General features: G+C 66.4%; 17 protein-coding genes and 1 other RNA gene. 8 read left to right on the top strand and 10 right to left on the bottom strand.

Features of this window, described 5'->3' with window-relative positions:
• Positions 1 to 123: 123 nt before the first annotated feature.
• Positions 124 to 774 carry an alpha/beta fold hydrolase gene (locus LQD00_RS02260; protein ID WP_232715490.1) on the top strand — a complete coding sequence of 217 codons (651 nt, stop codon included), beginning with the start codon at positions 124 to 126 and terminating at the stop codon, positions 772 to 774.
• 59 nt (positions 775 to 833) lie between these two features.
• Complete coding sequence (locus LQD00_RS02255; RefSeq protein WP_232715489.1) at positions 834 to 1,340, top strand: hypothetical protein; 507 nt, start codon at positions 834 to 836, stop codon at positions 1,338 to 1,340.
• 25 nt (positions 1,341 to 1,365) lie between these two features.
• On the opposite strand, the gene LQD00_RS02250 is transcribed toward LQD00_RS02255, so the two are convergent.
• Positions 1,366 to 3,150, bottom strand: coding sequence for a long-chain-acyl-CoA synthetase (locus LQD00_RS02250; protein WP_232715488.1), 1,785 nt, complete (start codon positions 3,148 to 3,150; stop codon positions 1,366 to 1,368).
• A 141-nt stretch (positions 3,151 to 3,291) separates the two neighbouring features.
• Here LQD00_RS02250 and LQD00_RS02245 point away from each other — a divergent pair, with 141 nt between their 5' ends.
• The 5 genes from LQD00_RS02245 (at position 3,292) to LQD00_RS02225 (ending at position 7,585) form a co-directional block, all read left to right on the top strand.
• Positions 3,292 to 4,533 (top strand): CaiB/BaiF CoA transferase family protein, encoded by a 1,242-nt coding sequence (locus LQD00_RS02245; RefSeq protein WP_232715487.1) that lies wholly within the window; start codon positions 3,292 to 3,294, stop codon positions 4,531 to 4,533.
• A 197-nt stretch (positions 4,534 to 4,730) separates the two neighbouring features.
• On the top strand, positions 4,731 to 5,654 hold the full coding sequence (locus LQD00_RS02240) for a metal ABC transporter substrate-binding protein (RefSeq protein ID WP_232715486.1): 924 nt from the start codon (positions 4,731 to 4,733) through the stop codon (positions 5,652 to 5,654).
• Positions 5,651 to 6,424 (top strand): metal ABC transporter ATP-binding protein, encoded by a 774-nt coding sequence (locus LQD00_RS02235; protein ID WP_232715485.1) that lies wholly within the window; start codon positions 5,651 to 5,653, stop codon positions 6,422 to 6,424. Before LQD00_RS02240 ends, LQD00_RS02235 begins: the two co-directional genes overlap by 4 nt.
• Positions 6,421 to 7,296, top strand: a complete 876-nt coding sequence (locus tag LQD00_RS02230) for a metal ABC transporter permease (protein WP_006865502.1) — start codon at positions 6,421 to 6,423, stop codon at positions 7,294 to 7,296. The genes LQD00_RS02235 and LQD00_RS02230 overlap by 4 nt, the downstream gene beginning before the upstream one ends.
• 133 nt (positions 7,297 to 7,429) lie before the next feature.
• Entirely contained in the window at positions 7,430 to 7,585 is a 156-nt protein-coding gene (locus tag LQD00_RS02225) for a DUF6131 family protein (protein ID WP_006865501.1), read from the top strand.
• A gap of 132 nt (positions 7,586 to 7,717) precedes the next feature.
• Here the strand turns inward: LQD00_RS02225 and ssrA are convergent.
• Both ssrA and LQD00_RS02215 read right to left on the bottom strand, forming a co-directional pair.
• Positions 7,718 to 8,093: a transfer-messenger RNA gene (gene ssrA, locus LQD00_RS02220) on the bottom strand.
• Positions 8,094 to 8,201: 108 nt separating this feature from the next.
• A complete protein-coding gene (locus LQD00_RS02215) occupies positions 8,202 to 8,747 on the bottom strand; it encodes a TetR/AcrR family transcriptional regulator (protein WP_232715484.1) in 546 nt (181 codons plus the stop codon).
• 155 nt (positions 8,748 to 8,902) lie between these two features.
• Here LQD00_RS02215 and LQD00_RS02210 point away from each other — a divergent pair, with 155 nt between their 5' ends.
• Positions 8,903 to 9,262, top strand: a complete 360-nt coding sequence (locus LQD00_RS02210; protein WP_232715483.1) for a hypothetical protein — start codon at positions 8,903 to 8,905, stop codon at positions 9,260 to 9,262.
• A gap of 20 nt (positions 9,263 to 9,282) precedes the next feature.
• Here LQD00_RS02210 and smpB read toward each other — a convergent pair whose 3' ends face one another.
• The 7 genes from smpB to LQD00_RS02175 form a co-directional block, all read right to left on the bottom strand.
• Positions 9,283 to 9,759: an SsrA-binding protein SmpB gene (gene smpB, locus LQD00_RS02205; RefSeq protein ID WP_154884860.1), complete on the bottom strand. Its 477-nt coding sequence runs from the start codon at positions 9,757 to 9,759 to the stop codon at positions 9,283 to 9,285.
• Between the two features lie 87 nt (positions 9,760 to 9,846).
• Positions 9,847 to 10,755, bottom strand: a complete 909-nt coding sequence (ftsX, locus tag LQD00_RS02200) for a permease-like cell division protein FtsX (protein ID WP_006865497.1) — start codon at positions 10,753 to 10,755, stop codon at positions 9,847 to 9,849.
• A 55-nt stretch (positions 10,756 to 10,810) separates the two neighbouring features.
• A complete protein-coding gene (ftsE, locus tag LQD00_RS02195; RefSeq protein WP_005198440.1) occupies positions 10,811 to 11,497 on the bottom strand; it encodes a cell division ATP-binding protein FtsE in 687 nt (228 codons plus the stop codon).
• Between the two features lie 89 nt (positions 11,498 to 11,586).
• Complete coding sequence (locus tag LQD00_RS02190; protein WP_232715482.1) at positions 11,587 to 12,075, bottom strand: hypothetical protein; 489 nt, start codon at positions 12,073 to 12,075, stop codon at positions 11,587 to 11,589.
• Positions 12,075 to 13,040, bottom strand: coding sequence for a mechanosensitive ion channel family protein (locus LQD00_RS02185; protein ID WP_232715481.1), 966 nt, complete (start codon positions 13,038 to 13,040; stop codon positions 12,075 to 12,077). Before LQD00_RS02185 ends, LQD00_RS02190 begins: the two co-directional genes overlap by 1 nt.
• Entirely contained in the window at positions 13,037 to 14,152 is a 1,116-nt protein-coding gene (gene prfB / locus LQD00_RS02180) for a peptide chain release factor 2 (RefSeq protein WP_154884864.1), read from the bottom strand. The genes LQD00_RS02185 and prfB overlap by 4 nt, the downstream gene beginning before the upstream one ends.
• 30 nt (positions 14,153 to 14,182) lie before the next feature.
• A complete protein-coding gene (locus tag LQD00_RS02175) occupies positions 14,183 to 14,584 on the bottom strand; it encodes a hypothetical protein (protein WP_154884865.1) in 402 nt (133 codons plus the stop codon).
• Positions 14,585 to 14,599 lie beyond the last annotated feature (15 nt).

Here is a 14,599-nt window from a genome sequence, read left to right as displayed (position 1 = left end):
ATCGGAATTCGCCCGTCCGACGACACCAATTGGCGAGGCTCAGCAGACCGGTCCATATTAGCCTCGGAATCGAATCGCTAGGGTGAGACGATCGTCGACGTGCCGTTGGAGGCCTGCCGAACCATGTTGAACCCCGGTCCCCTGCGACTGCTCTCGCCCGGACTGTTCGCGACCCGGCGCGACCCGGCCGGCCTCCTCGTCCTGGTGCTGCCCGGCGGCACCGACGACAGTCGCAAACCGTTCAGTCCGTGGCAGGGCTCGGCGTTGCGCATGTACCCGTTCACGTGGTCGCTCCGATTGCGCTACGGACGGGCCGTGCGGGTGCATCAGGTGCGGTACCGCGTCTACGGCTGGAACGGCGACGAGAGCAGCCCCATGCTCCCGGCGCGCGCCGCGCTCGACGAGTTGTGTCGTCGCCACCCCGGCGTCCCCGTCGTCGCGATCGGACACTCGATGGGCGGCCGGGTCGCCGCGCAGCTCGCCGCCGACCGCCGGGTCATCGGCGTACTCGCCCTCGCCCCCTGGTGGCAGTACGCCGACTGGCGACACATCCAGCCGGGCGCCCGCGTGGTGGCCGTCCACGGCGACGCCGACGAACGCACCTTCGCCAAGCGCACCCGCAAGGGCATCGACGAGTTGTCGGCGCAGGGCGTGGACGCCCATTTCGTCAACGTCCCCGACGGGGGCCACGCGATGCTCGACCACATCGGCCTGTGGCAGCGCAGCGCGCTCGACTTCGTGGGCGAGCGCTTGTCCGCTGTGCACCATGAGTAAACTCCGCAGGCTGACGTCTCCGGTCCCCGGCGGCGCGCACCACGAAGGAGTCCAATCGCATGAACGCGATCACCGTCACCGATCAGGGAACCCAGATCTCCTACAGCATCGATGACGTGACCCGATACCACGGTCCCGGCTTCCCGGGCGGCGTCGCGCACGCGTTCAAGGTCCTCGAGCGAGCTCTGCCCCAACTCGGTGAACCCGGCTCGGTCGAGCGTCGTGACATCGTCGTGGCCACGGCACATACCGGGCCCGGTGTACGGGACACCTTCGAGATGGTCACCCGCGCGGTGACCGAGAACCGCTACACCATCGACTCCACACTGGAGCGCAACGACCGCGGCGCGACGCTCGAGCGCTACGTCTTCGAGCTGTCCTACCGCGACCGGAAGGTCCGGCTGGAAATCCGCGAGGGGTTCGTGACGGATGAGTTCATCGCGCTGGCCCGGCAACCGGAGCGCACCACCGAGGAGGAGGCGCGCCTGACCCACCTCAAGCAGGAGATGGCGGACCGGCTCCTGGCTGCGCCGGCCGAGGCGGTCTACGACGTGGTGAACGGCTGACACCGCCACCACGTCGGCCCACCGCTCACCCCTGTCGCCGGGCTCCGGACAGTTCCTCGACGTACTCCGGGTAGAACTCGACGTAGGTGTCGCCCGAGAGCACGTACATCGGATCGTCGCCGGTCTCGGAGTAGGCCTGCTTGCGCAGTTCGGTACGCATGTTCTTGAAGGTCGACGTGTGTTCGAGCTGGTCGACGATCCGGACGAACAGCGGCACCGCGTAACTCGGCAGTCCCTTCCGGACGTGAGCGGCGAAGCCCGCGGCGTCGAACTCCTGACCGTCGTGGAGACTCACCGCCGCCATGCCGGCCTTGCCGTCGACACCAGGCACCGGCACACCGAAGACGACGGCCTCCTCGACGGCGTCGTGTGCGTCGACCACGGCCTCGACCTCGGTGGTGGCGACGTTCTCACCCTTCCAGCGGAAGGTGTCACCGATCCGGTCGACGAAGCCGATGTGGTGGAAGCCCTGGTCGCGGACGACGTCGCCGCTGTTGAACCACTGGTCGCCCTTCTTGCGGGCGTCGCGGACGATCTTCTTCTCGGTGGCCTTCGGATCGGTGTAACCGTCGAAGGGGACGCGCGAGTTGATCTGTGCGAGAAGCAGTCCCGTGCCGCCCTTGCCGACCTTCTTCACCCGGCCATCGGGCCCGCGCAACGGTTCGCCGGTTTCCTCGTCGTACTCGACGACGATGTAGGGCAACGGCGAGAAGCCCGCGGTCTTGGACAGCCCGAACACGTTGACGAAGCCGATGTTGGCCTCGCTGGCCGCATACAACTCGACGATGCGGTCGATGCCGAAACGTCCGGTGAAGTCGTCCCAGATGTCGGGGCGTAGGCCGTTGCCGACGGCGAGCCGGACGCGGTGCGCGCGGTCGGTCGGCTTCGGCGGCTGCGCCAGGAGATACCGGCACAGCTCGCCGATGTAGCTGAACGCGGTGGCGTCGTTCTCGATGAGCTCGTCGAAGAAGCGGGACGCCGAGAACTGCTTGCCGATCGCGAGGCAGGCACCGGAGTTGAGCACCGACGACAGTGAGATCGTGAGCGCGTTGTTGTGGTAGAAGGGCAGCGCCGTGTACATCACGTCGTCGCTGCGCAGTCGGATCCCGAGGCCGCCGATGCCGTTCATGGCGACCAGCCAGCGGTAGTGACTCAGCTTGCTGGCCTTGGGGTATCCGGTGGTACCGGAGGTGAAGATCAGGATCGCCGTCGAGCCGACCTCGACGGATTCGGTGGCCTTTGGATTGACCGGCGAGCATGGCGCGACCAGCGACGGCAGCTTCTCGAAGGTGAATTCCTTTGCCGGACGCGCACTCTGCGGTACCGAGTCCAGGGCCTCGACCAGATCCTCCTGGTACAGAACGACCTTGGCGTCGAGGAGCCCCAGGCTGTGCTCGAGCACTGCGCCGCGCTGGTGGAAGTTGATCATGCCGCAGATCGCGCCGATCTTGACGATGCCGAGCATGGCGATCACGACGTCGGGGTGGTTCTTCGACAGCACCGCCACCACATCGCCCTTGCCGACGCCCTCACGCGTCAGGAAGTCGGCGAGACGGTTGGCCCGGGCGTTGGCCTCGCGGTAGGTGATCGACGAGCCCTCGAAGCGCAGGAAGTCGCGGTCGGGGTACTTGTCGACGGACTGCTGGAAGCGCTTGCCGATCGACATCTTGGTGGTCGGCGGCTTGGGCAGCATCTCCGGCAGCACACGCAGAACGGTCCCGATGTCCTTGCGCAGCGATGCGACGCCCGCCGCCATGTCGGCGAGACGGATGTCGGGCAGGAGCCCGGTCCCCGATGCGTGATCAACCATTCAAAGCCTCCCCAGTATGTGTTCGACGACACACACCATAGCCGGAGATGCGCGACAATGGAACGCAAGATTCGATTCGTTCCAACCGTAAACCGACCCTTCGTATTGGCGTCGCACCTGTGACCGGCCACACTGTCTCCCATGACCGACAACACCGTTGCCGCGCCGAACCGAGAAGGAGCCCCGGCAGGACCGCTCGAGGGCGTCACCGTGCTCGAGCTGGGCACCCTGATCGCGGGCCCGCACGCCGCCCGACTCCTCGGCGACATGGGCGCCGACATCATCAAGATCGAACCGCCGGGCAAACCCGATCCGATCCGCACCTGGGGTCAGGCCGAGGTCGACGGCCATCGCTTCTACTGGACGGTCCACGCCCGCAACAAGAAAGCGATCACCCTCGACCTGCGCTCCGACCGCGGCCGAGAGATCTTCCTCGAGCTCGCCGACCGCGCCGATGTCGTCGTCGAGAACTTCCGCCCCGGCACGCTCGAACGTCTCGGCATCGGCCCGGACGTGTTGTCGGAGCGCAACCCCGGCCTCGTCATCGTGCGGGTGTCCGGTTACGGCCAGACAGGTCCGGATGCGACACGCGCCGGCTATGCGTCCGTCGCCGAAGCAGCAAGCGGCCTAAGGTATCTGAACGGCTACCCCGGGCAACTGCCTCCGCGACTGGCACTTTCGATCGGCGACACCCTCGCCGGCATGTTCGCCGCGCAGGGCGCACTGGCAGCCCTGTATCGCCGGACGGTGACCGGCAAGGGCCAGGTCGTCGACACCTCCCTCATCGAATCCTGTGTGGCCGTGCAGGAATCGGCGATCGCCGACTACGACGCGGGCGGCGTGGTGCGCGGACCGTCGGGCACCCGACTCGAAGGCATCGCGCCGTCGAACCTCTACCCCACCAGCGACGGCACGCACGTCATCATCGCGGCCAACCAGGACTCGGTGTTCGCCCGCCTCTGCCAGGCGATGGGCCAACCCGAACTCGCCACCGACGAGCGATTCGCCGACCACACCGCCCGGGGTCGTAACCAGGACGAGCTGGACGCGATGATCGGCGAATGGTCGGCGCAGTACTCCGCCGAAAAACTCACCGAGGTGCTGAGCGCCGCGGGAGTGGTTGTGGGCCCGGTCAACACGGTCGCCGAGGTGGTCGCCGACCCCCATCTGCGGGCGCGCGGCATGATCGCCGAGCACTACGACGAGGGCGCCCGGCGAACCGTCCTCGGACCCGGCGTCGTCCCCCAGTTCAGCGAGACGCCCGGCGGCATCCGCAACGCCGGCCCGCCCACGCCGGGGTACGACAACGAGACCGTCTACGGCGAGATGCTGGGACTGTCGACCGAGGACCTGACCGAGCTACGGGAGTCGGGCGTCATCTGACCGGCCGCCGGTGAAATCCGCCCCCGAGATCCGCCCCCGGGATCCGCCCCTGAGATGCGCCCTCCACAGCCGGGGCGGCGACGATATGTCGCCGGACCCGTTCAGGAGGGTGGTTATCGGGGGCGGATTTCGTACGGATCGGGGTTTGCGGCCCCCCGGAGGTAGAAAGTTCGGCTCCCCGAAACTATAGTGTCGGCATGCCCAAGGTGCGCGCTCGTCGACTGCTGTCCGCCGGGGCGCTGATCGCTGTCCTGTGCACGGTCATCTCGGGCTGCACTCTGTCCAGCCGTCTCCCCGACGAGAAGGTCGTGCTCACGACGTTCACCGTGCTCGCCGACATCGCGTCGAATGTCGCGGGTGATCGCCTGCGGGTCGAGTCGATCACCAAGCCGGGCGCGGAGATCCACGGTTACGAACCCACTCCTGGCGACGTGCGACGCACCGCGACGGCCTCACTCGTCGTCGACAACGGACTCGATCTCGAGGCCTGGTTCGGCCAGTTCGTCGACGGACTCGACGTTCGGCATGTGGTGGCCAGCGACGGCATCGACCCGATCGACATCGCCTCGGATGCCTATGCGGGCAAACCGAATCCGCACGCATGGATGAGTCCGGTCAACGTCGGCATCTACGTCGACAACCTGGTCGAGGCGTTCACCGACCTCGACCCCGAGGGCGCCGAGATCTTCGCGGCCAACGGAGCGTCGTACAAGAAACAGCTGCAGCAGGTGCAGACCGAACTGGTCTCGGCACTCGACGACCTGCCTCTCAACGAACGCGCGCTGGTCACCTGCGAGGGCGCCTTCTCCTACCTCGCGCGCGACGCCGGACTCGCCGAGCGCTACATCTGGCCGGTCAACGCCGAACAGCAGGCCACCCCGCAGCAGGTGGCCGCGGCCATCGACTTCGTCCGCAAGAACCGGGTGCCGGCGGTCTTCTGCGAGTCGACGGTCTCCGACGCGGCGATGCAGCAGGTCGTCGGCGCAACCGACGCCCGTTTCGGCGGCACGCTGTACGTCGACTCCCTCTCCGAGGCCGACGGCCCGGTGCCCACGTACCTCGACCTGATCCGCCACGACGCCCGGACCATCGTGTCGGGACTGACGGGAGACAACCGATGATCACCTCGCATGCCATCGAGGTCGACGACGTGACGGTGCGTTACGGCCGCATCCTCGCGCTCGACCACGCCTCGGTGCGCGTGCCGACGGGCCGCATCTGCGCGCTCGTCGGCATGAACGGATCGGGCAAGTCGACGCTGTTCAAGACCATCGTCGGGTCGGTCACCCCGACCACCGGCTCGGTCACACTCGCCGGCAGATCCCCCGCCGCCGCTCGCAAGTCCGGCCTCGTCGGGTACGTCCCGCAGTCCGAGGACATCGACTGGACGTTCCCGCTCTCGGTGCGCGACGTCGTGATGACCGGCCGCTACGGCCATCTCGGCTTCACCCGCCGACCCAAGCGCGCCGACCACGACGCCGTCGACAAAGCACTCGCGCGCGTGGAACTCACCGACTACGCCGACCGTCAGATCGGCCAGCTCTCCGGTGGCCAGCGCAAGCGCGCCTTCGTGGCCCGCGGCATCGCGCAGGAGGCCTCGATTCTGTTGCTCGACGAGCCGTTCGCCGGCGTCGACAAACGCACCGAGGCCACCATCACCGCGTTGCTGCGCGAACTCGCCGATTCGGGCGTGACGATCCTGGTCTCCACGCACGATCTGCAGGTTCTGCCGACGCTCGCCGACCAGGCGATCCTGCTGATGCGGCGGGTCGTCGCACAGGGTGACCCCACCGAGGTGATCACCACCGACAATCTGGTGCGCGCCTTCGGGCTCGACCCGCTGGACCGGACCGTACAGACTCCCGGCGACCGCCAGGAGGAGGCGTCATGAGCATCGTCGACCACCTCCTCGACCCCTTCGCCTACGCCTTCATGACCCGGGCATTGTGGGCGACGCTGATCGCATCGGTCGTCTGCGCGCTGTTGTCGTGCTGGCTGGTGCTGATCGGTTGGTCGCTGATGGGTGACGCCGTCTCCCATGCCGTACTGCCGGGAGTCGTGCTCGCCTACATCGTCGGATTCCCGTTCGCCATCGGCGCGGTGGTCTTCGGGTTCCTCGCGGTGGCGATGATCGGTGCGGTCCGCGACGGCGGCCGGGTGAAAGAGGACGCCGCGATCGGCATCGTCTTCACATCGCTGTTCGCCCTCGGGCTGGTCCTGATCTCGGTGACGCCGAGCCAGACCGACCTGAACCACATCATCTTCGGCAACCTGCTCGGTGTCTCGGCGTCGGATCTGATCCAGATCGCGATCCTCGGTGCCATCGTCGCGGTGATCCTGCTGCTCAAGCGCCGCGACTTCACCCTCTACGCTTTCGACCCCACCCACGCCTTCGCCATCGGCCTCAGCCCGAGGTTGCTGGGCGCGGTACTCCTCGCCCTGCTGGCTCTGACCGCCGTGACCGCGCTGCAGGTGGTCGGCATCGTGCTGGTGGTGGCGATGCTGATCATCCCCGGCGCGACAGCGCAAATGCTCACCAACCGCTTCACCCGCATGCTGGTCATCGCGCCCGCCACCTCGGCACTGTGCGGCGTCATCGGCCTGTACGTGTCCTACTACCAGGACACCTCACCCGGCGGCATGGTCGTGCTGGTGCAGGGAATCCTGTTCCTGCTCGTCTTCCTGTTCAGCCCGACCCACGGCGTCATCAGCAAGCGACGTCGTCACCGTGAGCACGCGCTGGCCGACGCGGCCGCGGCCTGAGCCGCGGCGACACCGAGCGGCGTCCGACGGTCGGTCATCGTTCGGCGCATTGTCGGGTGTGACGGGGGTAACGTGAGAGGTGCTTGCAGCAGCGTCGAGCATCCTAGTAACTGCGACCTCCGGAGTGTGCGCGGTGATCATCCTCGGAATCATCCTTCTTGTTCTCGGATTCATCTTCGGCATCCCGATCCTGTGGACCCTGGGCATCATCGTCGCCGTGATCGGCGTGATCCTCGCGGTTCTCGGTGCCACCGGGCGCGCGGTGGGCGGTCGAGCCCACTACTACTGAGATAGGCCTTCGGAGCGTCGGCACCAGGCTCACGCCGCACTCGAACGCCGAGGTCAGCTCGGTTCCCGAACCGACCCTGTAGAAGCCGCTGTACGCAAAGCGCCCCACCTGCGAACAGGTGGGGCGCTCTGGCCGTGGAGCTGCCGGGAATTGAACCCGGGTCCTCCGTCGTGTTGGTAGGGCTTCTCCGTGTGCAGTCCGCTATGTCTCTACTTGGATCTCTCGGTCACGCGAACAAGCCGAGATGACGATCCCAGTCGCTGTTTGATGTTCCGACCTCGCCCGCGACCGGCGAGGACGGTGAGCTCCCTGAGATGATGCCGGCATCCGGATTCGGGAGCACAATCCGGGCCGACAGACTAGCCGTCGCTACTTAGGCAGCGAGGGCGTAGTCGCGCTGATTGGAATCGGCGCTTAATTGGTTGCTGCGACGCTTATACGGTGGTCTCCAGCCTGCACCGACACGCTTCCCCTACCTCGACGCACGTAGTCGAAACCGATCAGCCCCGAGACAGGTACCCGCCGACCGAAGTCAGCGAGTAATTCAGTCTAACAAGTCCGACAGCGGACTTCATTCCCGGTTTCGACGGAGCTCAACCAGCGAGAAGAACCGAGCTCAACCACGGGCGAGCACGATCGGCGCGAACATTTCGACGACGCGGTCCTCCCAGTCGTCGCCGACGCTCCCCAACCTGGCCCGTTCCGCGACGAGTGTTCCGACGATGCTGTCGATGAGCGTGTCCGGGTCCACGGTGGAAGCCACGAATCCGCGGCTCTTGCCGTCGTCGATGACTCTCGTGAGGTCGGCGCGGTGCGTCGACAGCACGGCGCGAAAGATCTCGGTGAAGGCGGGATCGGCGTCGGTGATCAGTGCCGCCATCCCACCGAAGCCGATGCCGTCGGACACCATCGATGCCGCGTGGCGGACCACCCATCGAAGGCGTTGCTCCCCCGACAGCTCGTCGTCGAGACCCGGTGGCGTCCCCACGGCGACGAGCGCCGCGGTGAGCATCTCGTCGCGGTTGCGGTATCGGCGGTAGATGGTGGTGCGGGCGACGCCGGAGTGGGCGGCGACGGCCTCGATCGTCACGCCCGACGGCCCCTTCGTGCGCAGCAGCTCCAGCGCAGCCGTGATGATCTTCGGACCGCTGTCAGCAGGCAAGCGCGGAACCCTTCTCAGTCGGAACCGGCGCTGTCGAGCACCGGTGCTTCAGGAATATCACGGCACGCTCAGCCGCTACACAGAGTGTTGCGCTACAGTCGCCGTAGCGATACACACTATGTATCGGAACCCGTTACCCGAGGAGGTTGTTCGCCGTGCGCTCCGCACCCCGTCCAAGATCGTTCGCCTTCGCCGCTTACCTGGTGATGCTGCTCGGATTCCTGTTCCTGGGACTGTTCGTGATGTCGCTCGCCGGTGGCGTCGATGCACCGTCGTGGATGTTCGGACTCGCGATGGCCGTCCTGTTCGCAGGTGCCCTCACCGCGTTCCGCATGCAGATCCGACTCAGCGAGGCCACCCGCGACAGCGATGTATACGTGTCGTCGGACCCGCTCACTCCCCCGTTGCGGCGTACCGACGTCGAACGATACGAACGCACCTACCGCCGCGCGCCGGCGGCGACCGCCGAGACCCCGCACACGAATGAGGGCACGCGTCTCTACAAGGCAGCCTGAGATCCGGCCGATCCGGTCGGTCAGCCCATCCCCTTCACACGACGGCCGACCTCACGCTCGACCTCACGCTGCGCGGTCCGCTTGGCGATGTCGTGGCGCTTGTCGTGCGCCTGCTTACCGCGGGCGAGCGCCAGCTCGACCTTCACCCGACCGTCGCTGAAATACAGCGACAGCGGCACGAGCGTGAGGTTTCCGTCGCGGATCTTGCCGATCAGATTGTCGATCTCCCGACGATGCATCAGCAGCTTGCGCTTGCGTCGGACCGCGTGATTGGTCCAGGAACCGTGGCCGTACTCGGCGATGTGCAGGGCATGCAGCCACACCTCGCCATCGTCGATCGTGGCGAAGGCGTCGACGAGCGAGGCCTTACCCGCGCGCAGACTCTTCACCTCGGTCCCCACGAGAGCGATGCCTGCCTCGTAGACGTCGAGGATGGCGTAGTTGTGGCGCGCCTTGCGGTTCTGGGCAATCACGTTGCGTCCCTTTTCCTTGGGCATCGCGCACTCACCTCCTCGTGGATCGACGGTTGGCAGGGTCGAATAGACCGTAGTCAAGCGTGTGTGGAACGTCGGCGGCGGGTCCGCTCATTCCCGGACGTACACACGAAGGGTGACATATGCCGTCGCACCCGCCAACACGATTCCGCCGAGGATCAGCCACGGCGCGACGAATAAGACGTCCGCCAGTTCGATGCGGGCGAAGAAGCTCACGCCGTAGAGCTCCTTCAGCGCGGTGTCGAAGAAGAACTTCTTCGCGAGCAGCAGACCACCGATCGCGAGCAACGCACCGACAAGGGCGGACACCACCGCCTCCAGGAGGAACGGCAGCTGTGTGTACCACCGCGTCGCGCCCACCAGGCGCATGATCGACACTTCGGTTCGTCTTGTGAACGCCGCGATCTGAACGGTGTTGATGATCAACAAGATCGCCGCGACCGCGAGCACCGAGGCGATTGCGAACGTCGCGTTGCGCACCCCGTCGAGCACACTGAAGATGCGTTGCACCAGTTTGCGGTCGTCCTTGAATGCGTCCACACCCAGGTCTTTTCGGCCCGCGTACTCGGTGAGCACCGCGTCGAACTGGGCCGGGTCGGAGACCCGCACCCGCAACGACGCCGGCAGTGTGCCCTCGACGATGTTCTCGGCGAGGTCCGGGTTGTTCGCGAAGATCTCCTTCGCACGCTTGTAGGCCTCGTCCTTGTCGAGGTAGGTCACCGAGGTGACGCCGGGCTCGTTCTCGAGCCCCCGTCGCAACTGCGCGCAGGGATCGGCCTGACACTGCGGATCGCGTTCGGTGACTTCGGGATTGAGGTAGAACTCCATCTCCACCCGGTCGAGGAAGATCTTCTGGCTCTTGTCGGCCATCTGGATCACCAACAGGCCACCGCCGAACATACCCAGCGTGATCGCCGTGGTGATGATCATCGCGATGGTCATGGTCGCATTGCGGCGCAGTCCGTTGAGAACCTCGCTGATGATGAAATTCGCTCGCATGCTTGCTCAGACGTCCTTGGGGGTCGTTGTTGTGTGTCGGGAGTGGGCTGAGCCGTCAGCCGATTCCGTACACACCCTGCGGGTCGTTGCGCACGAGCTGCCCGTTGTCGAATTCGAGGACGCGGCGTCGCATCGCGTCGACGATGTGCCGGTCGTGGGTGGCCATGACCACCGTGGTGCCCCGACGGTTGACGCGGTCGAGGACGTCGACGATCTCCTCGCTGGTCTCCGGATCGAGGTTTCCGGTCGGCTCGTCGGCCAGCAGCACGAGCGGGCGGTTGACTATCGCGCGGGCGATGGCCACACGTTGCATCTCGCCACCGGACAGCTCGTTGGGCATGCGGTCGTGCTTGCCCTCGAGACCGACATACTCGAGCACCTCGGGCACCACGCGCTGGATCGTCGACTTCGGTCGGCCGATCACCTCGAGCGCGAAGGCGACATTCTCGGCGACGGTCTTCTTCTGCAGCAACCGGAAGTCCTGGAAGACACAGCCGATCGACTGGCGGAGTTTCGGAACCGAACGGGCCCGCATCTTGTTGACATGGAACTCACCGAGGTACACGTCGCCACTCGTGGGCCGGTCCTCTTTGAGCAGCAATCGGAAGAACGTCGACTTACCCGATCCGGACGGACCGATCAGGAACGCGAACTCCCCCTTGTCGACCTCGAAGCTCAAATCCTTCAGAGCCGGTCGAGAGGATGCCTTGTACTGCATCGTGACGTTCTCCAGCTTGATCACGATGAGCCAGTGTAACGACGCCGCCTGAGAGTCCGTTCAGGCGCAACACACCGGGTCGAAGATGGCACTGACCTGCGCTTGCGCGGAAGTCAGCGTGTCGGAACCGGAGTGGTCGGCGTCGGGGCGCCGAATTGCGGAATCTCCACGCCCGGCAGGCCGGGGATCGTCGGTCGGGTGGTGGACTGCGACGGTGTGGGCGTCTGGCCCGGCGGCACGGGCGTCTCAGTCCCGCCGTCGGACCCCGGCCCGCCGGTCGTCGACGACTCCGAAGGCGATTCCGAGGTGGTCCGCTCGTACGTCGACGGCAGCGGCTGCTCGTACGTCGGTTGGTCGACGACCTGGGATGTCCTCGGCGCGGGACGCGGCGGTTCCGGCGAGACGACGCCGTAGCGCTGGGAGGTGTAGCCGTAGAGGACGCAGCAGACGATGAACACGGCGAAGAGGATCGCCGTGCTGATCCGGATCGAGGTGCGCCCGATGTGTTGGTTCCAGCGGAAGATGCGCCGGCGGCGTCCCCCGTCGTGTTCCGAGCCGTCCGATCCCGGCTGCGGGGACTGGTTCTGTTGGGACCCGGCCATCACTCGTCCCCATCCCGGTCACGGCCGACCTGGTCGGCCAGGGTCGCCGGCGGACCGCCCGCCGCCTGGACCTCACGCCCGGCCGGCACCGTGATCCCCTCGCGGGCGAGGGCTCGGATGATGTGGACGCGCAGTGCTCGGCCCACCTCGAACTGCTTGCCCGGCAGGGTCCGCGTCACCATGCGCACGGTGATGGAGTCGAGTTCGAGGCTGATCACACCCAGCGACGACGGCGCGTCGAGTAGCAGGTCGTGCCAACGTGGCAGCTCGTAGAACTGGCGGCCGACCCGGTCGAGCGTGTCGTTGACGAGCCCGATGTCGGCCTCGGAGGGCACCGGCACGTCGACGACGGCGCGCGCCCAGTCCTTAGACAGGTTGGTGGCCTTGATGATCTGGCCGTTGGGAACGGTGATGACCTCGCCCTCGGTGGTGCGGAGCTTGGTCACCCGTAGGGTCACGTCCTCGACGGTGCCCTCCGCCGGCGCATTGCCGGTCACGGTCAGGTTCACCACGTCGCCGTAGCCGTATTGCTTTTCTGCGACGACGAAGAAGCCGGCCAGGATGTCCTGCACTATGCGCTGTGCGCCGAAACCGAGGGCAGCACCGATGACTGCGGTCGGTCCGGTGAGTCCGCTGAGCGGAATCCCGAACACCCCGAGGATATGGACGATGACGACGATGGCGATGCCGACGATCAGCGACCACGCCACCACGTCGACCAGCGCCCGACGATGTTTGGCGTCCTCGGTCTGGACGATCAGATCACTGGTGGAGAACCGCGATTCGACCCGATTGGCGTACTTGCCGGCGAACCACCGGATGACGCGGGCCAGCAGCACCGCACCCAGAATCCAGATGACGATCTCGAGGCCGTTCGTGGCCAGCCAGACATAAACCCGACCGATGAGGATCTCGGTCGGGGACGGCGCAGCGGCCAGCAAGTCGGCTCCCGAGGTCACGGTCACGCTTCGGCAGACGCCATCCGCCAGCGGATGCCGGCCTCGATGAACTTGTCGAGCTCGCCGTCGAGCACCGCGGTGGGGTTGTTGTCCTCCACGCCCGTCCGCAGGTCCTTGACCATCTGGTACGGGTGCAGCACGTAGGACCGCATCTGGTTGCCCCAGCTCGAGCCGCCGTCGCCCTTGAGCGCGTCGAGTTCGGCGCGCTCCTCCTGGCGCTTGCGCTCGAGGAGCTTGGCCTGCAGCACGCGCATGGCCGACGCCTTGTTCTGCAGCTGGCTCTTCTCGTTCTGACAGGTCACGACGATGCCGGTCGGGATGTGGGTCAGGCGCACGGCGGAGTCGGTGGTGTTGACCGACTGGCCACCGGGGCCCGACGAGCGGTAGACGTCGACCTTGATGTCGTTCTCGTCGACGTCGATGTGGTCGGTGGTCTCGACCACCGGCAGTACCTCGACCTCGGCGAACGAGGTCTGGCGGCGGCTCTGGTTGTCGAACGGGCTGATCCGCACGAGGCGGTGGGTGCCCTGCTCCACCGAGAGGGTGCCGTACATGTAGGGCGCCTTGACGGCGAAGGTCGCGGACTTGAGGCCGGCCTCTTCGGCGTAGGAGGTGTCGTAGACCTCGACGCCGTAGCCCTTCCGCTCGGCCCAGCGGATGTACATGCGCATCAGCATCTGCGCCCAGTCGGCGGCGTCGACGCCACCGGCGCCGGAACGGATGTTGACCACGGCCTCGCGGGAGTCGTATTCACCCGCGAGCATCGTCTTGACCTCCATGGCCTCGATGTCGGCGCGCAGGCTGGCCCGCTCCTCGTCGGCATCGGCCAGGGCCGCGGCCTTGTCCTCGCCCTCTTCGGCGTCGGCGAGTTCGTAGTGCACGGGCAGGTCCTCGAGGCGCTGACGCAGCTCGGAGACCTTGCGGAGTTCGGACTGCGCGTGCGACAGCTCGCTGGTGACCTTCTGTGCGTGGTCCTGGTCGTTCCACAGGTCGGGATCCGAGGCCTGCATCTCCAGCTCGTCGATTCGACGACGGAGCTCCTCGAGGTCGAGCACCTTTTCCACGGTGGTCAAGGTGGCGTCGAGGGATTCGAGGTCTGCGGCTACGTCGGGATGCACAATCATCCAGAGTACCGACCGCGGGCCGGGTCAGACAGCGTCAGGCCCCATGGGCGGCTGCGGATCGGGCAGGACACCGAACTGCCAGGACGTCACGGCCTTGTGCGGCTTGTAGATCACCGGCAGGTCGTCGCCGACCTGCGGCCACGGATCATCCGGCCCGAGCACGAGCGTTCCGTACACCTCGGTCGGGTTGGTCTCGGGCCCGACGATGGTCCCGGTGATGGTGTAGAAGCGCTGACCGTTCTTGTCCGTGGCGCTCTGCGGATCGGACTGGTTGTCGGAGACACCGACGATCGTCAGCATTCCCTGCACATATTGCGAGGCCTTCCCGGCGGACATGGCCCGCGGGTTGCGTCCCCGCTGCCACTGCATGACCAGCACCACCACCAGTGCGGCCAGCAACAGGGTGAACGTCACGGTGAGCAGCATGAGGGCTACCCTACC

Source organism: Gordonia metallireducens (assembly GCF_021245825.1).
Taxonomy (GTDB): domain Bacteria; phylum Actinomycetota; class Actinomycetes; order Mycobacteriales; family Mycobacteriaceae; genus Gordonia; species Gordonia namibiensis.
Note: the sequence above shows the minus strand (reverse complement) of the source record. Positions and strands in the feature narration are given on the sequence as shown.